The 22,336-nt window shown below is 57.6% G+C and carries 17 protein-coding genes; 10 read left to right on the top strand and 7 right to left on the bottom strand.

Features of this window, described 5'->3' with window-relative positions:
- Positions 1-46: 46 nt before the first annotated feature.
- From galK to galE, 3 genes are read right to left on the bottom strand one after another with little or no spacing between them, the layout of a single operon-like run.
- The gene (gene galK, locus NOM06_RS19420) at positions 47-1,204 is read right to left on the bottom strand and encodes a galactokinase (RefSeq protein WP_255912809.1); all 1,158 of its coding nucleotides are present in this window, start codon (positions 1,202-1,204) and stop codon (positions 47-49) included.
- Between the two features lie 9 nt (positions 1,205-1,213).
- Positions 1,214-2,254: a galactose-1-phosphate uridylyltransferase gene (gene galT, locus NOM06_RS19415; protein WP_068982253.1), complete on the bottom strand. Its 1,041-nt coding sequence runs from the start codon at positions 2,252-2,254 to the stop codon at positions 1,214-1,216.
- 26 nt (positions 2,255-2,280) lie between these two features.
- Positions 2,281-3,300, bottom strand: a complete 1,020-nt coding sequence (galE, locus tag NOM06_RS19410) for a UDP-glucose 4-epimerase GalE (protein WP_255912838.1) — start codon at positions 3,298-3,300, stop codon at positions 2,281-2,283.
- A 312-nt stretch (positions 3,301-3,612) separates the two neighbouring features.
- On the opposite strand from galE, the gene galR reads away from it, so the two are divergent.
- Positions 3,613-4,614 (top strand): HTH-type transcriptional regulator GalR, encoded by a 1,002-nt coding sequence (galR, locus tag NOM06_RS19405; protein ID WP_255912808.1) that lies wholly within the window; start codon positions 3,613-3,615, stop codon positions 4,612-4,614.
- Positions 4,615-5,081: 467 nt separating this feature from the next.
- Entirely contained in the window at positions 5,082-6,368 is a 1,287-nt protein-coding gene (locus NOM06_RS19400; RefSeq protein ID WP_255912836.1) for a maltoporin, read from the top strand.
- A gap of 364 nt (positions 6,369-6,732) precedes the next feature.
- Here the strand turns inward: NOM06_RS19400 and NOM06_RS19395 are convergent, their stop codons facing one another.
- From NOM06_RS19395 to NOM06_RS19380, 4 genes are all read right to left on the bottom strand, one after another.
- Positions 6,733-7,737, bottom strand: coding sequence for a glycosyl hydrolase 53 family protein (locus NOM06_RS19395; protein ID WP_255912807.1), 1,005 nt, complete (start codon positions 7,735-7,737; stop codon positions 6,733-6,735).
- Positions 7,738-7,860: 123 nt separating this feature from the next.
- On the bottom strand, positions 7,861-8,280 hold the full coding sequence (locus NOM06_RS19390; RefSeq protein ID WP_255912806.1) for a hypothetical protein: 420 nt from the start codon (positions 8,278-8,280) through the stop codon (positions 7,861-7,863).
- Positions 8,281-8,305: 25 nt separating this feature from the next.
- On the bottom strand, positions 8,306-10,345 hold the full coding sequence (locus NOM06_RS19385; RefSeq protein WP_255912804.1) for a methyl-accepting chemotaxis protein: 2,040 nt from the start codon (positions 10,343-10,345) through the stop codon (positions 8,306-8,308).
- 297 nt (positions 10,346-10,642) lie between these two features.
- Positions 10,643-11,725, bottom strand: a complete 1,083-nt coding sequence (locus NOM06_RS19380; protein WP_255912802.1) for an ABC transporter ATP-binding protein — start codon at positions 11,723-11,725, stop codon at positions 10,643-10,645.
- A gap of 561 nt (positions 11,726-12,286) precedes the next feature.
- Between NOM06_RS19380 and NOM06_RS19375 the strand changes: the two genes are divergently transcribed.
- The 8 genes from NOM06_RS19375 (at position 12,287) to pykF (ending at position 22,143) form a co-directional block, all read left to right on the top strand.
- Positions 12,287-13,516 carry an extracellular solute-binding protein gene (locus NOM06_RS19375; protein WP_255912801.1) on the top strand — a complete coding sequence of 410 codons (1,230 nt, stop codon included), beginning with the start codon at positions 12,287-12,289 and terminating at the stop codon, positions 13,514-13,516.
- Positions 13,517-13,594: 78 nt separating this feature from the next.
- Entirely contained in the window at positions 13,595-14,899 is a 1,305-nt protein-coding gene (locus NOM06_RS20955; RefSeq protein WP_255912800.1) for a sugar ABC transporter permease, read from the top strand.
- A gap of 12 nt (positions 14,900-14,911) precedes the next feature.
- A complete protein-coding gene (locus NOM06_RS19365) occupies positions 14,912-15,763 on the top strand; it encodes a sugar ABC transporter permease (RefSeq protein WP_255912799.1) in 852 nt (283 codons plus the stop codon).
- Positions 15,764-15,785: 22 nt separating this feature from the next.
- Positions 15,786-16,985, top strand: a complete 1,200-nt coding sequence (locus tag NOM06_RS19360) for an arabinogalactan endo-beta-1,4-galactanase (protein ID WP_255912798.1) — start codon at positions 15,786-15,788, stop codon at positions 16,983-16,985.
- 63 nt (positions 16,986-17,048) lie between these two features.
- Positions 17,049-19,103 carry a beta-galactosidase gene (locus NOM06_RS19355; protein WP_255912797.1) on the top strand — a complete coding sequence of 685 codons (2,055 nt, stop codon included), beginning with the start codon at positions 17,049-17,051 and terminating at the stop codon, positions 19,101-19,103.
- 55 nt (positions 19,104-19,158) lie between these two features.
- Positions 19,159-19,506 (top strand): glucose PTS transporter subunit EIIB, encoded by a 348-nt coding sequence (locus NOM06_RS19350; protein ID WP_045524685.1) that lies wholly within the window; start codon positions 19,159-19,161, stop codon positions 19,504-19,506.
- A 1-nt stretch (position 19,507) separates the two neighbouring features.
- A complete protein-coding gene (locus NOM06_RS19345) occupies positions 19,508-20,686 on the top strand; it encodes a glycosyl hydrolase 53 family protein (protein ID WP_255912796.1) in 1,179 nt (392 codons plus the stop codon).
- 44 nt (positions 20,687-20,730) lie between these two features.
- Positions 20,731-22,143: a pyruvate kinase PykF gene (gene pykF / locus NOM06_RS19340; RefSeq protein WP_010673615.1), complete on the top strand. Its 1,413-nt coding sequence runs from the start codon at positions 20,731-20,733 to the stop codon at positions 22,141-22,143.
- Positions 22,144-22,336 lie beyond the last annotated feature (193 nt).

Below are 22,336 nucleotides of genomic sequence, written 5' to 3'. Positions count from 1 at the left end.
GCAGACATCTATGCTGATCAAATGACATTGATTCGGTAGTGAAAGATCAGCAGGGGCCGGCTCCGGCGGAGGGCTTACAGATATAGATGCTCGGGGCCAGACCGCTTACTTGGGGATAACGAATATTAACCTGTTCGCACACTGCTGCTGTCAGTGACTGTGGAACCAATGCAACCACACAGCCACCAAACCCGCCACCAGTCATCCTCACACCACCACGACTGCCGATGATCTCTTTGATCATGTCGACCAAGGCGTCGATAGCAGGCACTGTGATGGCAAAATCATCACGCATCGAGGCATGGGACAGCGCCATTAACTCGGCCATCATGACCATGTCTTCATTCGCAAGCGCATCGGCTGCTGCCAGCGTTCGTTCATTCTCGGAGATGACGTGGCGTGCACGGCTCGCGACGACAGGATCCAGTTCGTTGGCTCGCTCGGTGAACTGGGTCATCGTCAGATCGCGCAGTGCCTTGACCCCAAAATGCCGTGCGGCCTCTTCACACTGTGCCCTGCGGGTATTGTATTCGCTATCCACCAGGCCCCGACGTACGTTCGAGTTGATGATGACCACATCAATGTCGGCTGGCATGCTCACAGGACAGGTATCCAGACTGCGGCAATCGATCAGCAGAGCATGATCTTGCTGACCCAGAGCCGAGATGAACTGATCCATGATGCCGCAGTTGCAACCGACGAACCTGTTTTCCGCCAGTTGTCCATTCAGGGCGATATCTGCTTGGCTGATGTCGAGGTGATTCATCTCTTTGAAGATCTGTCCTACTGCCACTTCCAGAGAGGCGGAAGAGCTCAGGCCTGCTCCCTGAGGTACATTGCCACTGATTACCAGGTCTGCCCCTGTCAGTTGACAGCCTCGCAATAGCAAATATTTGACGACGCCTCGCACATAGTTGGCCCACAGGTATTCCGGGCGCGCCTCTATGGGGTGGCGTAAGTCAAATTCATCCAGTTGGTTGTGATAGTCGGCAGCGATAACCCTGATCAGACTATCTTGGCGGGGGGCAGCACTGATCACGGTCTGATAATCGATGGCGCAGGGTAGCACGAAGCCATCGTTATAGTCCGTGTGTTCCCCAATGAGGTTAACACGCCCAGGTGCCTGAATGGCGAGGGTCGGGCGATAACCATACTGAGTGTAAAAGGTATGTTCAGTCACGCTGTGTGGCGATTCAATACTCATATCTCAACCTCAAACCTGTTCACGAAAATGGATATCGCTGACGGAACGCAGGCGTTCGGCCGCCTGTTCTGCCGTCAGGTCACGTTGTGTTTCTGCCAGCATTTCATAGCCCACCATAAACTTGCGTACGCTCGCAGAGCGCAGCAGGGGCGGGTAGAAGTGGGCATGCAACTGCCAGTGATCATTCTCTTCGCCATTGAATGGCGCACCATGCCATCCCATCGAATAGGGGAAGGAGCACTGAAACAGGTTGTCATAGCGGCTGGTTAGTTTTTTGAGCGCCAGTGCGAGGTCTGCACGCTGTTGCGGTGTCAGTGTCGGTAGACGTGTTACCGCAAACTTTGGAAGCAACAGGGTTTCGAAGGGCCAGGCAGCCCAATAAGGCACTACTGCCAGCCAGTGTTCCGTTTCCACTACGGTGCGGCTGCCGTCAGCCTGCTCGCGTTCCGCATAATCGAGCAACATGGCTCGACCATGTTTGGCAAAATACTCCCGTTGGGCGACATCTTCCCGCGCGGCTTCGTTGGGCAAGAAGTCGTTGGCCCATATCTGCCCATGGGGATGGGGATTGGAGCACCCCATCATGGTGCCCTTGTTTTCGAATACTTGGATCCAGCGGTATTCGCGCCCCAGCTCTGCAGTTTGTTCACACCAGGTGTTGACCACGGCAGTGAGGGAGGGGATAGACAACTCGGGCAAGGTCTTGCTGTGATCCGGTGAGAAGCAGATTACCCTGCTGGTGCCGCGTGCACTCTCTAGCTGGAAGAGGGGGTCCTCGCTGGTTGGGGCCATAGGTGTATCAACCATCAGTGCCGCAAAGTCGTTGGTAAAAACGAAGGTCGACGGATAATCCGGATTTTTGTCACCAGTGACGCGAGTGTTGCCGGCGCAGAGGAAGCAATCCGGATCGTGAATGGATCGCTGGGTGCGATCAGGTTCATCCTGCTGCCCCTGCCAAGGGCGCTTCGCCCTGTGGGGAGAAACTAGAACCCACTGCTGGATCAATGGGTTGTAACGACGGTGGGGGTGATCGGTTGGTTCAAATTGCATAGGAAGGCCTGTCTCGTTCTGTACATTCATGGAAGGGGGTAACCGTTCGGATTTTGGGATTGCCAGCGCCAAGTATCGGCCGTCATCTCATCAAGCGTGCGATTAGCCTTCCACCCCAGCTCGTTGTAAGCCCGTGTTGGATCGGCCCAACACTGCGCTATGTCTCCGGCACGGCGGGGCACGATCTCATAAGGCAGCTCGCGACCACAGGCCTTGGAGAAGGCGGCATGAATGTCTAGGACGCTGTAGCCATGCCCAGTGCCCAGGTTGTACACATGGACGCCAGCTTGCCCAAGAGTATGTTTCAAGGCTGCAACATGGCCATCGGCTAGATCCATGACATGAATGTAATCCCGCACACCGGTACCATCCGGTGTCGGGTAGTCATCACCAAAGATGGCGAGTTTGGCACGGCGGCCCACTGCCACCTGGGCAATATAAGGCATCAGGTTATTAGGAATGCCCTGGGGATCTTCGCCCATTAGACCGCTGGGATGGGCTCCCACCGGATTGAAATAGCGCAACAGGGTCAATGACCAATCGGGAGCTGATCGTGCAAAGTCTTTGATGAGACGCTCCACCATCAGCTTGCTCTGACCGTAAGGGTTGGTGGCGCTCAAGGTTGGCGTTTCCTCGGTGATGGGCATGCTCTCTGGCTCACCATAAACGGTGGCAGATGAGCTGAATAGTAAGGTCTTGACCCCGGCGCGTCGCATTGACTGCAGCAACACCAGGGTGCCGCTAACATTGTTGTCATAGTACTCGAGAGGCTTTTCTACCGATTCTCCTACTGCCTTGAGGCCTGCGAAGTGGATCACTGCATCTATCGGTTGGTCTGCAAACACACGATCCAGCAGGTCGGCATCCCGCACATCACCGTGATAGTGCAGGGGACGCTGCCCGCTGAGGGTGTGGATACGTTCTAGTACACTTTCTTTACTGTTAACCAAATTGTCCAACAAGATGGGGGTCATCCCGGCAGCGATAAGCTGCAAGCAGGTATGACTACCTATGTAACCAGTTCCACCTGTGACGAGTATCTTCAACATGAATCTCTCCTTGGTGCTCGTTTTAATTAGGCTTTATTTAGTGTAACCGCTTACCCTTATTCTGCGCTTGTGAAAGCAGGCCGGGAAGATGCACCTCTGTTTTGTGTGACTTTTGTCACGTTTTTATCCGCGATTAGCATGATAATGAAGAATAGTGTATGTAAGATGATTACACGGCGAGGCGCTCGTATTGATAGAATGCTCCCGCTTTTGGTATGAAAGCCGTGTCAGGCATTGGAAATATCGGTAGTATCCTTACCCTGTAAAGCACAGGTTTTTATTTATACCGTTCACCGGAAAAGCTAATTCATGGCAACCATCAAAGATGTAGCAATCCTGTCAGGCGTATCCGTCGCCACAGTCTCACGTGTCATCAATAATTCGCCAAAGGCAAGTCAGGCGTCACGCGATGCCGTCTTCAAGGCGATGCATGAACTCAACTACCACCCCAACGCGAACGCGAGAGCCTTGGCCCATCAGAACAACGAAACGCTGGGGTTGATTGTTGCTGATGTGTCTGACCCCTTCTTTGGCACCATGGTTAAAGCAGTTGAGCAGGTGGCGCAGGCTACGGGGAATTTTCTGCTCATCGGAAATGGCTACCACGACGCAGCCAAAGAGAAGCACGTAATAGAGCAGTTGATAGGGCATCGCTGCTCTGGCTTGGTGGTTCATGCCAAAATGCTGCCAGATGAAGAGCTGATCCAGATGATGAGCTATGTTCCCGGCATGGTGCTAATCAACCGTATCGTTCCAGGGTTCGAGTCCCGTTGTGTGGCGCTGGACGATCGCTATGGTTCCTGGCTTGCAACTCGTCACCTGATCCAGGAAGGGCACAAGAAGATAGGGTTTCTGTGTTCAAATCATCAGATCTCTGACTCTCAGGATCGCATGCAGGGGTATCTGGATGCGCTGCAAGAGCACAATATCCCGGTCGATGAGCGCCTGATCTCCCGTGGCAGTCCGGATGAGCTGGGAGGTGAAGCCGCGATGACTGAGTTGTTGAGCCGGGGGCAACAGATGACGGCGGTCGTCTGTTATAACGATTCGATGGCGGCAGGAGCTTTGTCCGTGCTTAGCGACAACGGGATCGAGGTTCCCCAGGAGCTATCTCTGGTGGGGTTTGATGATGTACTGATATCCCGCTACTTGCGCCCTCGTCTGACTACGGTGCGTTATCCCATCATCGCCATGGCGACCCAGGCCGCCGAGCTGGCCATTGCTCTGGCAAAAGGTGGGCCCTTGCCCCAGACGACACATATGTTCAGCCCGACTCTGGTTCGCCGTCATTCAGTCCGCAGTATCGATTGATCGACATTCTGGCAACCTGAATTCATCGGCTATCAGGCAAGGTTACCCGTCAGGGGCCTTGCCTTTTTAGTGCCTCATCTTCTTCCTCTCTCTTTTGTCGCTCACCCCTGTGGGGTCGGGAAGGTCTCACGGTGCCTTCCTATGTCCTGCACGAGGAGGTCATGTCTGCTGCTATGAGTCTGGTCGAGCCATGGTTATCTCAGGTGTAGACATTACCATCAAGAGTGTAATCGATAACACGCAATTTATTGTTTAAGGAACCTTTATTTTCAACCACTTAAGTCTCTAGTGATGTTTTTATCAAGTGTTTACATGGCAATATTTATGTAATAATTACAGTTTTGTGAGTTGCGTCATGTCAGTGATGGCACGGATATTCCTATAATCCACACCGGACAGTGAAAGCGCTTTCCCTATGGATTGGTAAGCGGTTCATCAAGATAACAATGCAACAGTGGAATAAAGGAATAACTATGAAAGTGAAACTACTGACGACATCCGTTGCCCTCGCTCTGTCAATGACTGCATTGAATGCTAATGCTATTGATTTTACAGGCTATTTCCGCTCTGGCGTAGGTGTGTCCCAAGACGGTGATATGCAAACCGGTCGACAGAACTTTGTCGGCCGTCTGGGTAACGAAAGCGATACCTATACCGAAATTGGTATTGGTCAGGAGGTTTACAACAAGGATGGCAAGACTTTCTATGTAGACAGCATGTTCAGCATGCAGAGCGATGGCTCCAATGACTATGAAAGTACCACCACTGTGTGTAACTTCGATCAAAAGGAGTGCAAGGACGATGCAACATTTGCTCTGCGCCAATTCAATGTTAAGGCCAAAGGGCTGATTTCCGCTGCGCCCGATGCCGTGGTTTGGGCTGGCAAGCGCTTCTATCAGCGTCACGACCTTCACATCATCGATACCAAATACTGGAATATCTCGGGAGCCGGTGCCGGTATTGAGAACCTCAAGGCAGGTCCAGGCGCCTTCTCACTGGCGTGGATCCGGTCTGATGGTAACGATATCGATAACTCGATTGTCAACAATGACCTCAACGTTAACTTCCTGGACCTGCGCTATGCCGGCTGGGCTCCCTGGGAAGGGGCCTGGACTGAAGCGGGTGTCAGCTATGCCATGCCCAATCCGACCGATGAGCAGGAGAAGGTCGGTAATCTCTATGATCCCCAAAATGGTGTCATGCTGACCGCAGAAATGAGTCAATACTTTGCCGATAGCCGCATCTACGAGAAGTTGGTGCTACAATATGCTGACAAAGGGCTGGCCCAGAACATGATCTCCCAAGGGGGCGGTTGGTATGATGTTTGGCATCTGACCGATGATGCCAAGGGATACCGGGTGATTCTAACTGGTGACATTCCCATGGGAGAGAAATTCAGTGTGAACCATGTATTCACTTACGGTAAGGGTGAGAAACTTGAAGCATGGCATGACAACACCGAACTGTTTAGCGCTGTCGCGCGAGGCGGTTATGCGTGGACTGACATCATGAAGACGCTGGTTGAAGCCGGTACTTATGAGAGCACCAAGACTTGGACAAGCGGCTCTGAAGAAAAATCGAGTGGTCAAAAATATACCTTGGCTCAAGCTTGGTCAGCTGGTCCCAGCATGTTTGCCCGCCCGGAGATCCGTGTTTTTGCCAGCTATCTGAAAGATGGCGAAGGCAAATCCTTCAACGGCGGTGAGGATGATAATACCTGGAACTTCGGCGTGCAGGCCGAAGCCTGGTGGTAAATCCCGACTCGTTACATCGCAGGGAGCCCGCTGGGCTCCCTTTTTTATTTTGCATTGAGGACTCGCCTTGTCGTGCTGACGTCGTCCTAGGAAAACCGATGTTGCGAGTCCCGGCGAAGGAGGCTGCAGTCGGCGAGTCTGTTTGTCTCGGGGAGAGGGTGGTCGTGTTTTCGGTGATGGTGGCGGAGGCCCCCGCGCGACTCGGCTCAGTGGAGCTGCCATCCGCATCCAGAGTCATTACGCGCAGGCAAGTGGCGGGATGATATGCGTTGGTGAGAAAGGGCGAAGAGACGGGTGAAGTCATGTCCAGGTGGCAGCCTGAAGAGGCGCACTACCTACTGCGCCTCTGTGTAACGTTACATATTTAATGCAACAGGAAGGCATCCAGCGCATAAGTGGGTTTGCCGCTGTTGTCCATCAGCCCCAGGCTGTAACCCTGCCAGTTCTTGTAGCTTTGTGGTTCCCAGTAGAGCACTCCGAGTCCCTTGCTATCGGGGATCCACGTCATCTTGTTGAGTAGATCAGCAATGGTGTCGTAACTGTTTTTTGGGTCATCCCATGGCATGCCCACCTCGACAATCATCACCTCCTTGCCATAGCGGGTCACCATATCGGAGAGGTTGTCATAGCAGAGGTTGTTGAGGGTGAACCAGTCGCCGTTGCCACTCTGGGTTGGGTAGATGGAGGCACCAATGACATCCCACTTGGCACCGTTGTTCTTTAGGCCATCAAACATCCAACGATAGAGGCTGTTGTTCTCGCAGTTAGCCAGGTGGACGATGACCTTGGTGCTACTGTTGACCGCCTTGACGGCGTCGTAGCCGCTGTTAATGAGCCAGGCAAAGTTCTTCATGTTGACCGAGGCGCGCCCCTCTTCCCAGAGCATGCCATTGTTGGTCTCGTTGCCCACTTGCACCCACTTGGGGGTAATTCCTGCGTTTTTCAGGGCAACGAGGGAGTTGTAGGTGTGCCACCATACGTTCGACATTAGCTGATCAAAGGTGTAGCTCTGCCAGGCTGCAGGTTTGGTTTGCTTGCCAGGATCAGCCCAGCTGTCGCTGTAGTGGAAGTCAATCAGCAGATCGAAACCGGCCGCCTTGGCCCGCTTGGCCTTGGCGATGACGTCACTGATGTTGTTCCAGCCATCGGCAGGATTGACCCATACCCTGAGCCGGATGGTGTTCATACCGTGCTCTTTCAGGGTCTTGAACAGATCTTGCTGCTGGCCGGCGTCGTTATAGAACTTGTACCCGGCTTTCTCCATCTGGGTCAGCCAGCTGACGTCAGCTCCCTTGACCATGGCCTCTCCCTGGCCATGAAACAGTAGGGCGCCGCCAAGCAGCAGGGTGGTAAGCAGATGTCTCTTCATTGTTGTTATCTCCTGTCTGGATGTGTGTAGGGTGGCGACAGGGAGGCAGTCCCGCGCCGGGATGGCGTCGCTGTGCGGCGCCATCCCGGCGGAGGCTGGGGCCGCCTTGCGGCGGCCCTGGGATCACCTGGCGGGGGAGACGGTGACCTGGATGTGTTGGGGATCGCGGCGATCCAGGGTGATGCGATACTGGCCGTCGCTGGGCGGGGTGAACTTCATGTCGCTCCACTGCCAGCCGGCCTTGACTACCACCGGCTTGTCCGACTCGACCTTGGCGGCGGGGTCGAACTGGCCATAGGTGGTGTCGGCCTTCCACTTCTCATCGGCAATCTTGAACTTGTAGGCGCCGTGACTGGCCTGCAAGGCCACCTGGACCGACAGCAAGTCCCCTTGCTGGGTAACCAGTTGCTGGTCTGCCGGGGCCTCCCAGTTGTTCATCTCGCCGCGCAGGAACAGCGGGCGGGCCAGGGGATCCTCCTCGTTGGCCAGCGCGGGCTGGAGGCAGGCGATCAGGGTAGTCAGCAACAGTGTCTTCTTGAACATGGATGGTCCTCTCTGTGGTGTGTGATCAGGCGCTCTGCAGGGTGAAGCGGCGGGTCAGCGACAGTTGCTGCTGCGATAGCTGCTGCAACTGGTCGCTGGTCTGTGCCACCTTGGCCAGGGCGCCCTGGTTGTCGTCGGCAATCCGGGCGATGTTGGTAATGTTGCGGGCGATCTCGGCGCTGGTCTGCTGTTGCTGCAGGGTCGCGCTGGCGATACGGCTGCTCTGCTCGGCCACCTTCTGCAGCGCCTGGGATAGCTCGGCTAGGGTGGCGCAACCCGCGTCGCTGTCGGTGCGACTCTGGGCCATGGCGTCGTGGCAGCGCAGCATGGTGGCGACCGCACCGCGGGTGCTTTGCTGCAGATCGTCGATGATCCCCTGGATGCGGGTGGTGGAGTCTGCTGTGTGGTGCGCCAACTGACGCACCTCGTCGGCCACCACGGCAAAGCCACGCCCCTGTTCGCCGGCGCGGGCCGCCTCGATGGCGGCGTTGAGGGCCAGCAGATTGGTCTGCTCCGTGATGCGCTCGATCAGGGCGAGGATGTCACCGATGCTGACGCTCAATGTCTGCACCTGTTCCACGCTGCGGCGCGACTCCGCCAACTCGTCAGCCAGTTGCTGCAGCCGTTGACCGGTCGCCGCCCCACGCAGGCTGGCGGCGTGGGCCGCCGCGGCTATGTTGCCGAGGGTCTGCTCGGTCTGGCCTATGCTGCCGGCGACCTCGCGCACCGAGTAGTCCATCTCTTCCATGGCGCTGCAGACCCCTGTGGTTTCGTTGCGCTGCTCGCCGATGGCAAGTTGGGCGTGATGCTGGGCGTGCTGGTTCTGGCCGGCCATGCGGCCGAGGGCATCGGCGGCCTGAACTATCTGACCGAGCATGCCGCTCATCTCGTCGGCCAGGGCGTTGATGCCGGTCGCAAGCTGGCCGAACTCGTCGTTGCGCAGTAGCGGCACGCGTTGGCGCATGTCTCCCTGACTCAGGGCCTTGAGGGTGGTGAGGATGTGGTGCAGTGGCTGGCGGATGGCGCGCACCAGGTGCCACAGCACCAGGGCGCCGAGACCGAGGGAGAGCAACAGGCCGGCGCACAGCCCGAGGCGCAGCCAGAGCAGGATGGCGCCGCTGCCGGCGGTGCTGTGGCGAAGCTGAGCGTCGATCGCGGCGTCAAGCTCGCTCAGATCGCCTAGCAGGCTGTCGATAAGGCGGCTGGCCTGCACACTCTGGTTGCGCAACATGATGCTCTGTTCGACCAGCGCCAGGTGGCGTGCCGGCAGGCTCTCGGGGCCGGCCAGCAGGGTGGCGAGGGTATCGAACCTGGCACCCGTGCCGCGTTCCAGGCTCAGGGGCACGCCGAAGGCATCCTCCTGGCCGGCGAGCTGGCGTGCCAGCTCCTGGCGCAGTGCCGCCGCCTGTTCGCTGGCGCGTGCATTGGCAGCCAGACGTGCGGCAACGGGGGCCGGATCCTGCTGCTTGAGGATCTCCTGTGTGGCGCTGACCTGCTGTTCCAGGTTTGCCAGCAGGCGGCTCTTGAGCAGCACGGCGGGGTGGCTGCCCAGAGGGGCGAGCAGCACATCGAGGGCGCTGGCAAGCTGGCGCGCCGTTTCGCCAAGGCGGGTGTCGGCCGCCAGCTTGCTCTGTTCGAGGCGGTTGTGGGCATAGTCATCGACCAACTGCTGGGCCAGTTGCCAGTAGGCGGCCTGTTGCTCGCGCAGGCTCTCGACGCGCGCACTCTGTTGCGGCTCCCCCGCTATCTGTCGAGCCAAGGTGGCCAGATCCTGGTCGAAACGGGCCTGCCATTGCTGCATCTGCTCGCGGGCGGCGCCCAGCTCCTCCTCTCCGGTCTGCAACAATGCGTTGCCCAGATGTCGGTCGAGGGTGAAGAGATCGCGGGTCACGGCGCGGCTCTGCACCAGGGTCGGCGCGGTATGGCTGGCGAGCAGCCCCACCTGGTCGGCCAGCCGTTGGCCGGCGTAGAGAGAGAGGGCCATCGAGAGCAGCAGCAACAGGATGACGGCAAAGCCCAGCGCCAGGCGCTGGATGATGGAAAGGTGACGAGTGCGCAAGTTCATGGTATCGATTACATATGGTGTTGAGTCAACCCAGCCTGATGACACAAGTGATAAGTCATGTTTTATCAGTGCCTTACCTCGTTAAAAGATAAGGCCGCGATAAGGGAGGGCACCTGATTCTAATTTTTAGTGTAACGTTTTCATTGTTTTGTGAATCTTTTACACTCTTTCTCGGCACCCTTGTACGGGATTTGTCCAGGGTTGCGAGCCCGCTCTCATTTTGTGTCCCGCGCCCGGGGATAAAAAAAGCCCCCGACTGGCGGGGGCAAAATGGATCGGGGCATGCAGTAGCCGCGTTCAGCGGCTGATCCTGAGCCCTTCGGCATTGAACACAAGGCAATTTTGCGGGGCAAAGAAGACATCCATCTTCTGGTACGGATGAAACTCCCCATCCCCTGCCAGCAGCAGCTTGAAGCCGTCGGTGCCGCAGCACTGACCGAACAGGTAGGTGCTGTTGCCAAGACGTTCCACCACCTCGCAGGTAAAGGCGAGGTGGATCCCCTCTGCGCCCGGCACCACATGCTCGGGACGCAGGCCAAGGGAGATCTCGCTGCCCTGCTCGAGTCGCTCGGTGAGGATGGGCAGGGTGAGCTCCTGCTGGCCGGCTACCTTGACCCGGATCTGCTCCGGGCTCCAGGCCAGTACGCGGGCCGGTAGGAAGTTCATCTTGGGTGAGCCGATGAAACCGGCCACGAAGCGGTTGCAGGGTTTGTAGTAGAGCTCCATCGGCGAGCCGACCTGTTCCACCTTGCCATAGTTCATCACCACTATCTTGTCGGCCAGGGTCATGGCCTCTACCTGATCGTGGGTCACGTAGATCATGGTGGTCTTGAGCTCCTGATGCAGCTTGGCGATGTGCAAGCGCATCTCGACACGCAGCTCGGCATCGAGGTTGGAGAGCGGCTCGTCAAACAGGAACACCTTGGGATTGCGCACGATGGCACGGCCGATTGCTACCCGCTGGCGCTGGCCGCCGGAGAGCTGCTTGGGCTTGCGATCGAGCAGGTGGGAGAGCTGCAGCGTCTTGGCCACCATGCTGACCTGGTGGGTTATCTCCTCTTTCGGCACGCCATTGACCCGCAGGCCATAGCCCATGTTCTCGGCCACCGTCATGTGTGGATAGAGGGCATAGGACTGGAACACCATGGCCACGCCGCGATGAGCCGGTGCGACATCGTTGACCACCTGCTCATCGATGGCAATCTGGCCTTCCGATATCTCTTCTAGACCGGCGATCATCCGCAGCAGGGTGGACTTGCCACAACCGGAAGGACCGACGAAGACGGTGAACTCGCCGTCTTCCACGTCCAGGTTGACGTTATGCAAGGTCACGTTGCTGCCAAAACGCTTGACCACATTGTTCAATCTGATACTCGCCATGAGCTTTAACTCCTTGATAATAAATGCATTAGCTGCAGAACTCCGAGGTGGCCATACCCCTGCTGCGGCTTCTTTGCCCTGGGAGGGAGAAGGCGTTTCACACCGTTTCACTCTGTGGCTTTGGGGGGACTATATCAGTCAAGTGTAAGCGGTTGCACAAAATGCTGTTTCTTTTGTGCATGAGATCACAGCCTTGGTACGTGCTACTGGCAGGCTGGGCAGGCACCGCTTACCGTAGAGCCATTCGGTGTAATCGTTACCTTTTTTGCCGCATGAAAGCATAGTGAAGGGCGTAGGCGGCAAGAAATTAAGAGAGAGAGCGAGTTGCTCCGGATCTGATGTATAGGATTAAACCGGTTATTTATCATTACATTAGGTGATGGTGAGTGCGCGTCATAGAGGCCAGACCAGTACAGTGTGCAATGTGGTTGTGCTCTGCTTTACACACTAATCGGTAACAAGCGTCATAAGTTACACCGGCTGGATGGCATCGTAACACCCACCTAACCGACGTGGTCGGCGAAGGCCTGTTTTTACCTGAGTTAGGGACAAGGAAATCATATGAAAATCAATAAATTGACCGCTGCAATGTTGTTTTCTTTTGGCGTGGTGGGGTTGGGGCAGGTAGCCCGGGCTGCCGACGGTGAACTGCTGGTGTGGGAAGACATCAAGAAATCAAATGGCATAGAGGAGGCCGTCAAGGCGTTCGAAGCCAAACACAGCGTCAAGGTTAAGATCCTCGAAACCCCCTATGCCCAGCAGATCGAGAAGCTGCGCCTGGACGGCCCTGCCGGCATAGGCCCGGATGTGTTGGTATTGCCCCATGATCAGGTGGGCACCGCCGTGGTGCAGGGGCTCATCAGCGAGATCAAGCCGGGTGCCGACTATCTGGCCGGCTTCACCAAGCCGGCGGTGGATGCCCAGACTTATGAAGGCAAGCTCTATGGCCTGCCCAAGGCGGTCGAGACCATCGTCATGGTCTACAACAAAGACCTGCTGCCCAAGGCGCCGGAGAGCTTCGACGAGCTGATCAAGACCTCCCAGACCCTGCGTGGGGAGAACAAATACGGCCTGCTCGCCAAGTTTGACGAGATCTATTACTCCTACGGCGTAGTGGCCGCCATGGGGGGCTACATCTTCGGCCAGAACCCCAACGGTTCGCTCAACGTCAAGGACGTGGGCTTGGCCAACCAGGGGGCGGTCGACGCGGTCAGCTTCCTCAAGCGTTTCTATAGCGAAGGGCTTTTCCCAGCCGGTATCGTCGGTGAGACCGGCGCAAACGCCATCGACTCTTTGTTTACCGAGAAGAAGGCGGCGGCTGTTATCACGGGACCTTGGTCGTTCCAACCTTACAAGGATGCCGGTGTGAATTATGGCGTCGCCCCACTGCCGACACTGCCCAATGGCGAACACATGCGCTCCTTCCTCGGCGTGAAGGGGTACAGCATTTCAACCTATTCCAAGCAGAAAGAGCTGGCACAGCAGTTCATCGAGTTCATCAATCAGCCTGAGTACGCCAAGGTCCGCTTCCAGAAGACCGGTGAGATCCCGCCGCTCAAGGCATTGATCGACGATCCGCTCATCAAGGACGACGAGAAATCCCGGGCCGTGGCCATTCAGGCTGGCTTCGCCATCCCGATGCCAAGTGTGCCCGAGATGCAGGAGGTGTGGACCCCGGCCAACAGCGCACTGCAGCTCGGTGTGACCGGCAAGCAGGATGTCAAGGCGGCTTTGGACGGCGCGGTCAAGAACATCAACATGCAGATCGAAGTCAATCACGCACAGCAATAACAACAGTCGAGCTCCGGCTCGATTCGGGCCGGGCGGCATCAGTGGTCGCCCGGGCTCTTAATGGAAAGGAGGTAAATTGTGGTTGTCGATTCCGAATCGTTCACCCAGATTGGTACAAGAACCCATCATGCCAAGGTTGCCGCGCTGCTCTCGCTGATACCGGGACTCGGACAGTGGTATAACCGGCAATGGGTCAAGGGCACCCTGTTTTTTATCGTCATGGTTTGCTTCTTCGGCGTATTCCATGACTTCCTGTCGCAGGGCTTCTGGGGCCTGCTCACCCTCGGTATCGAGTTACCGCGGGACAACTCCGTCTTCCTTCTGGCCAAGGGGGTCATCAGCGTACTGGTGGCTATCTTTGGTTGTGCTTTCTACTACTGGAGTATCCGCGACGCCTATATCAACGGTGATCGCCGCGATCGTGGCGTGGCCCTGACCAGTGTGCGCAAGCAATACCAGTTGCTGCTGAGCGAAGGGTTCCCGTACCTGATGATCACCCCGGGCTTCATCCTGCTGGTGTTCGTGGTGGTGTTCCCCATCATCTTCGGCTTCTCCATCGCCTTCACCAACTACGATCTATACCACACCCCGCCGGCCAAGTTGGTGGACTGGGTGGGGATGAAGAACTTCATCAACATCTTCAAGCTCGATCTGTGGCGCTCGACCTTGCTCGACGTGCTGCAGTGGACCGTGATCTGGACGCTGATCGCCACCACGTTGCAATGCTCGGTCGGGGTGCTGCTGGCGATCCTGGTCAATCAGAAGGATCTGCGCTTCAAGCCGCTCATCCGCACCATCCTGATCCTGCCGTGGGCAGTGCCCGGTTTTGTCACCATTCTGGTGTTCGCCGGCATGTTCAACGAGACCTTTGGCGTCATCAACAACGGTATTCTGGCTTCTCTTGGTATCGACCCCAAGGCATGGATGACTGATCCCTTCTGGACCAAGACAGCCCTCATCCTGATGCAGACCTGGCTTGGCTTCCCGTTCGTCTTCGCCATGACCACTGGGGTGTTGCAGGCTATCCCGGATGATCTCTACGAGGCGGCCACCATCGACGGTGCCAGCACATGGCACAAGTTGACCACCATTACGCTGCCCTTGGTGCTGTATTCGATCGCTCCGATCCTCATCACCCAGTACACCTTCAACTTCAACAACTTCAACATTATTTACCTGTTCAACAACGGGGGACCGGCGGTGGCTGGTTCCAATGCCGGCGGCACCGACATCCTGGTCTCCTGGATCTACAAGCTGACCATGTCGTCATCCCAGTATGCGATTGCAGCGAGCATCACCATTCTGCTCTCCATCTTCGTGGTCGGCATTGCCCTGTGGCAGTTCCGTGCGACCAATTCGTTCAAGCAAGACGACATGGTGTAAGGAGATCCAGCCATGAGTGCCAAACACAGTCTGAAAAAGAGTAATGCCATCCGCCTGACCCTAAGCTATTTGCTGCTGGCTATGGTTGCGGTGATCATCATCTACCCCCTCATCTGGACGGTGGGGGCATCCCTCAACCCGGGCAGCAGCCTGCTCAACACCTCGATCATCCCGGAAAACTTCTCCTTTATTCATTACCAGGAGCTGTTTGACGGGCGCATCGACTACGCCGACTGGTACTGGAACTCGATGAAGATCAGTTTCCTGACCATGGTGTTGACCCTCATCAGCGTCAGCTTCACTGCCTATGCCTTCTCGCGCTTTCGTTTCCGTGGGCGGCAAAATGGCCTGATGTTGTTCCTGTTGTTGCAGATGGTGCCCCAGTTCTCGGCCCTCATCGCCATCTTCGTGTTGGCCCAGATGCTGGGTCTGGTCAACAGCCACCTGGCGCTGGTGCTGGTCTATGTGGGCGGCATGATCCCGATGAACACCTATCTGATGAAGGGTTATCTGGACGCCATCCCCAAGGATCTTGACGAGTCGGCGCGTATGGACGGAGCGGGCAACTTCCGCATCTTCATCGAGATCATCATGCCGCTCTCCAAGCCCATCATTGCGGTGGTTGCACTGTTCTCCTTCACCGGCCCGCTTGGCGACTTCATCCTGGCCAGCACCATATTGCGCACCCCGGATCAGTTCACCTTGCCCATTGGTCTCTACAACCTGGTCGCCCAGAAGATGGGGGCCAGCTACACCACCTATGCGGCGGGAGCTGTGCTCATCGCGGTGCCGGTGGCCATCTTGTACCTCTCCTTGCAGAAGTACTTCGTTTCCGGTCTTACCGCAGGTGGGACCAAGGGTTAATCCGTTAAACAGGACGTTCGACATGAAAATCAAGAAGACGCTGGTGATGGCGGCGCTGCTCGCCACCGGCATGTTGGGTATGCATGCCCCCGCCGTGGCTGCCGAAAATGTGGTGGTGCAACCAGTTGCGGTACCACAGGAGTTCATCAAGGGGGCTGATGTCTCCATGCTGGCCGAAGTAGAGAAATTTGGTGGCAAGTTCTTTGATGCCAGTGGCAAGCAACAGGACGCCATGGCAATCCTCAAGGAGAACGGCTTTAACTACATTCGCCTGCGCCTGTGGGTAGACCCCAAGGATGCGGACGGCAAGCCTTACGGCGGTGGTAACAACGATCTGGCTGCAACGATAGCGCTTGCCAAGCGTGCCAAGGCCCTTGGTATGAAGTTCCTGCTCGATTTCCACTACAGCGACTTCTGGACCGATCCGGGCCGCCAGAACAAGCCCAAGGCGTGGCGTACGATGTCAGTCGAGCAGTTGGCGGATGCCGTTTACGCCCATACCAAGGAAAGCATGGATGCCCTGGCAAAGGCCGGTGTGATGCCTGACATGGTGCAGGTCGGCAACGAGATCAATGGTGGCATGTTATGGCCAGAGGGCAAGAGCTGGGGGCAAAACGGTGGGGAGTTTGATCGCCTGGCCACACTGCTCAAGGCTGGTGTACGTGCTGTGAAAGAGCACGGCAAAGATATCAAGGTGATGCTGCATCTGGCTGAGGGCACCAAAAACGACACCTTCGTCTGGTGGTTTGATGAAGTCGCCAAGCGCGAGGTGCCCTTCGATATCATCGGACTCTCCTTCTACACCTACTGGAATGGCCCTATCAGTGCCCTCAAGGCCAACATGGATGACATCAGCAAGCGCTATGGCAAGGATGTGATCGTGGTCGAGGCCGCCTACGGCTACACCACAGAGAACTGCGACAACGCCGAGAACAACTTCACTGCCAAGGAGGCGAGCGACGGTGGTTACCCGGCCAGCGTACAGGGGCAGGCCGACTTCCTGCGCGATCTGATCAAGAGCGTGGTGGCGGTACCGGACGGGCGTGGCAAGGGAGTCTTCTACTGGGAGCCTGCGTGGCTGCCAACCCCTGGTGCCACTTGGGCCACCAAGGCTGGGATGAAGTACAACAGCGACGACTGGAAAGAGGGCAATGCCCGGGAGAACCAGGCGCTGTTTGACTGCTCCGGCCATGTGCTCCCCTCGATCAAGGTATTCAACTGACCCGGTTTCAACCGATAGGGCGACCGGCCATGGCCGGCGCCCCCTCGTTTTAGGAGATGTGTGATGTTCAAGTTTCCCCCGCTCAGTGAACGGGTGCCCGCTCTGCTGCATGGTGCTGATTACAACCCGGATCAGTGGCTGGATGATCCCCAGGTGTTCGAGCGCGATCTCGAGATGATGAAGCAGACCCGCTGCAATGTGATGTCGGTCGGCATCTTCAGTTGGTCTTCCCTGGAGCCACAAGAGGGGCGCTATGAATTCGGCTGGCTCGATACGGTGCTCGATCGCTTGCACGAAAACGGTGTGTCAGTTTTCCTCGCCACACCAAGTGGTGCTCGCCCGGCTTGGCTTTCCCAGCGTTATCCCGAGGTGCTGCGGGTCAGCAAGGAACGTGTGAAGGCACTGCACGGTGGCCGTCACAATCACTGTATGAGTTCGCCTGTCTATCGTGACAAGGTGCGCGCTATCAACGGTGCCCTGGCCGAACGCTACGGCCATCATCCAGGTGTCATCGCCTGGCACATCTCCAACGAGTACGGCGGCGAGTGCCACTGCGAGCTTTGTCAGGAGCGCTTTCGTGACTGGCTCAAGGCTCGTTATGGCAGCATAGAAGCGCTCAATCACGCCTGGTGGAGCAGCTTCTGGAGCCATACCTACACCGACTGGTCACAGATCGAATCCCCGTCTCCCATCGGCGAGAGCTCGATCCACGGCCTAAACCTCGATTGGAAGCGTTTCAATACCGCCCAGGTGAGCGATTTCTGTGCCGAGGAGATCAAGCCCTTGAAGGCGGTCAACCCGAGCCTGCCGGCCACCACCAACTTCATGGAGTACTTCTACGACTATGACTACTGGCAGTTGGCCAAGGAGATCGATTTCATCTCCTGGGACAGCTACCCCCTCTGGCACAACAGTGGCGATGACTCGACCCTGGCGGCGTACACCGCCATGTATCACGACCTGATGCGCACTCTCAAGGGAGGCAAACCTTTCTTCCTGATGGAGTCGACCCCGAGCCTGACCAACTGGCAGCCCATCAGCAAGCTCAAGAAGCCGGGAATGCATATCCTCTCCTCCTTGCAGGCGGTAGCCCACGGCTCCGACTCGGTGCAGTACTTCCAGTGGCGCAAGAGCCGTGGTTCGGTCGAGAAGTTCCACGGCGCCGTGGTCGATCACGTTGGTCACATCGATACCCGGGTGGGCCGCGAGGTGCAGGCGCTAGGCGAGATCCTGGCCAAGTTGCAAGAGGTCGCTGGCAGCCGCGTCGAGGCCAAAGTGGCCATCATTTTCGACTGGGAGAGCCGTTGGGCCATGGACAATGCCCAGGGGCCGCGCAATGCCGGCCTCTTCTACGAGAAGACGGTAGCCGAGCACTACCGCCCATTCTGGGAGGCAGGGGTGGCGGTGGATGTCATCAATGCCGACTGCGCGCTGGATGGCTATGACCTGGTTATCGCCCCAATGCTCTACATGGTGCGCGATGGCTTTGCCGAACGGGTTGACGCCTTTGTCAAACGAGGTGGGCAGTTTGTTACCACTTACTGGAGCGGTATCGTCAACGAGACCGATCTCTGTCACCTGGGGGGATTCCCAGGGCCGCTGCGCCCGGTCCTTGGGATCTGGGCAGAGGAGATAGACGGTCTCTATGACGAGGAACGTAACGCCGTCTCGGGTCTTGCTGGCAACGAAGCCGGACTCTGCGGCCCTTACGAAGTCACTCACCTTTGCGATCTCATCCACCTGGAAGGCGCGAGGGCCCTGGCCAGCTATGACGGTGACTTTTATGCCGGACGTCCGGCGGTGACGGTCAACGAGCACGGGACAGGTCGCGCCTATTATGTCGCCTCGCGAAATGATCTGGCGTTCCAACGCGACTTCTTTGGTCATCTCATCGAGACCCTTGCCCTGCCGCGTGTTTTGCCAGCCTTGCCGGAGGGGGTCACCGCCCAGTGCCGCACCGATGGTGAGCAGGTGTTCGTGTTCGTGCAAAACTTCGCCAACGCCGAGCGCCTGGTCAGTCTGCCGGGTGGTCACAGTGACATGGTGAGCGGTGAGGCGCTGAGCGATTCACTGGTGCTGCCCCCATTCGGCTGCCGGGTGCTGCGTCGCGCCTATTGATTGCGGGGCGGAGCCAGTGGCTTCACCCTCTTCTTTTTACGTTTAGGAGATTCAAATGGTCAAGATGCAGGACTTCAAGCGGCTGTTCGCCGCCGCCCTCGGCCACAAGGAGGAAAAATCGACCGAGGCGCCGCTCTCCGGGCTGGACGAGGCGGCCATCACCGCGCTCATCGCTGCCTTTGGGGGGCGCGACAACATAGTGGGCTTTGACGCTTGCCTGACCCGGCTGCGGGTCAGGGTCAATGCCTTGCAGCAGGTCGACAGCGAGGCGCTGCAAGGTCTCGGTGCCATCGGCGTCATCATCATCGGTGACGAGGTGCAGGCCATCTTCGGCAAGCGCTCGGACAACCTGCGCCGCGAGCTTGGTCAGTGGTTCGAGTTGCATGAGCCGGAGCAACACTAGCATGTACCTCCCGCTGAGCTGGCCACTGTTGGTCATGCTGGGAGCGATCAGTGCAGGGGCTGGAGCCGCTCCTCACAACCTGGCCATCCGAGGGGCGGATGTCTCCACCTTGGCCGAACTCGAGCGCCTGGGCGTTCACTATCAGGACGAAACGCGACAGGGGGATTTGCTAACCCTGATGCGCGAGCGTGGCCTCAACCTGGTGCGCCTGCGGCTGTGGGTCGATCCCCGCTCGGCCAAGGGGGAACCCTTTGGTGGTGGCAACAATGATCTGGAAAAGGTGATTGCACTGGCGCAGCGAAGCCGGTCCCTCAACCTGCCCTGGTTGCTCGATCTTCATTACAGCGACTTCTGGGCCGATCCGGGCAAGCAGTACACGCCACGGACCTGGCGAGGCAAGTCGGAAGCAGAACTGGCTGCGATGTTGCACGATTACAGCGCCGCCGTGATGCAGCGCCTGCGCGAGGCTAGGGTGCCGCCGCAAATGGTACAGGTCGGCAACGAACTCAATAACGGCATGCTGTGGCCGCTGGGGCAACTACACCGACAGGAAGAAGAGGAGGGGTTCGATCGACTGGCCCAGCTGCTCAAGGCGGCCATCGCCGGGATCCGCGCTGGCAGCGAGGGGGGGATCACCCCACGACTGATGCTGCATCTTGCTGAAGGAGGGGATGAGGCTCAGTGCCTGCGCTGGTTCAAGGCGATGCAGGCGCGCGATGTGCCGTTCGATCTGGTGGGTCTCTCCTTCTACCCCTATTGGCACGGATCCTTGGGTGACCTCTCGCGCACCATGAACAGCCTTGCCACCCAAATCAGACTCCCGCTGCTGGTGGTTGAGACCGCCTATGGGCACGACACCGTCAACCAGGACGCTGTTCGCAACGCCTTCGGTGAGCAGGAGGCCGTGCGCGGCGGGTTTGCTGCGACGCCCGAGGGGCAACTGGCGTTTCTCGATGCCTTGGGTGCCGCTATTGGCGCAGTGCCGGATCGGCTCGGGCTCGGGTTTGTCTACTGGGAGCCGGGCTGGATCCGGGTCACCGGTGACAGCTGGGCCAGTCAGGCTGGCATGGCGTTCCTCGGGATAGACGAACCCCTCGGTAATGGTTGGGAGAACCAGGCCCTGTTTGATCGGGAGGGCAGAGGACTGCCGGCGTTGGCCGCCTTTGCCCCGACCCGCTGACTATTTCACATTGAAGAGATGACAACAGCACCATGAAGACTGACATGAAAAAGACCAAAATCGTCTGCACCATCGGTCCCAAGACCGAATCCAAAGAAATGCTGGGCAAGATGCTGGATGCCGGCATGAACGTCATGCGCCTGAACTTCTCCCACGGCGACTACGCCGAACACGGTGGTCGCATCAGCAACCTGCGCGCTGTCATGGCCGAAACCGGCAAGCACGCAGCCATCCTGCTGGACACCAAGGGTCCGGAAATCCGCACCATCAAGCTCGAAGGCGGCAACGACGTCTCCCTGGTCGCCGGCCAGACCTTCACCTTCACCACCGACCAGACCGTGGTGGGCAACAAAGACAAAGTCGCCGTCACCTATGCCGGCTTTGCCAGCGACCTGCGCGTCGGCAACCGCATCCTGGTTGACGACGGCCTGATTGGCTTGGACGTCATCGAAATCACCGAGCGCGAAGTGATCTGTAAAGTGCTCAACAACGGTGACCTGGGCGAGAACAAGGGCATCAACCTGCCGGGCGTATCCATCAAGCTGCCGGCCCTGGCCGAGAAAGACAAGCGCGACCTCATCTTCGGTTGCGAGCAAGGCGTTGATTTCGTTGCCGCCTCCTTCATTCGCAAGAAAGAAGACGTGCTGGAAATCCGTGAGCACCTGAAAGCCCACGGCGGCGAGAACATCCAGATCATCTCCAAGATCGAAAACCAGGAAGGTCTGGACAACTTCGACGAGATCCTGGCTGTCTCCGACGGCATCATGGTTGCCCGTGGCGACATGGGTGTCGAGATCCCGGTAGAAGAAGTGATCTTCGCCCAGAAGATGATCATCGAGAAGTGCAACAAAGCCCGCAAAGTGGTCATCACCGCCACCCAGATGCTGGACTCCATGATCAAGAACCCGCGTCCGACCCGCGCCGAAGCCGGCGACGTGGCCAACGCCATCCTGGACGGTACCGACGCAGTCATGCTGTCCGGTGAGTCCGCCAAGGGCAAGTACCCGCTGGAAGCCGTGACCATCATGGCCACCATCTGCGAGCGTACCGATGCCGTGATGCCGTCCAACCTGTCTGCTGCCAATGACAGCAACAAGCTGCGCATCACCGAAGCGGTCTGCAAAGGCGCGGTCGAGACCTCCGAGAAGCTGGACGCCCCGCTGATCGTGGTTGCCACCGAAGGCGGCAAATCTGCCAAGGCCATTCGCAAGTACTTCCCGAAAGCCTGGATCCTGGCCATCACCACCAACAAGAAGACCGCTGCCCAGCTGGTGCTGACCAAGGGTGTGGTTGCTCACGTGGTTGACTCCATCGCCTCCACCGACGACTTCTATCGCATCGGCAAAGAAGCCGCGCTGGAAATCGGCATGGGCGTGAAGGGTGATGTGGTTGTCATGGTCTCCGGTGCCCTGGTACCGAGCGGTACCACCAACACCGCATCCGTTCATGTGCTCTGATCAGGTATCGAGTCTTTCTATACCCATACTAGACCTAAACATTATTAGCTAACTTTTAGACACTCAGAACCCGCGATGTGATGCATCGTGGGTTCTGTATTTCAAGGAGGGGCACGTGTAGTGGTCAACTAAATCCGGACACTTGGTTAGGCCGAACCTCGGCTTTTGCTGGCGGTATCCCGTCATTGTATTG

It is taken from the genome of Aeromonas sp. JL9 (genome assembly GCF_024436075.1).
GTDB lineage: Bacteria > Pseudomonadota > Gammaproteobacteria > Enterobacterales > Aeromonadaceae > Aeromonas > Aeromonas veronii.
This window is presented reverse-complemented; position numbering and strand designations above follow the sequence as displayed.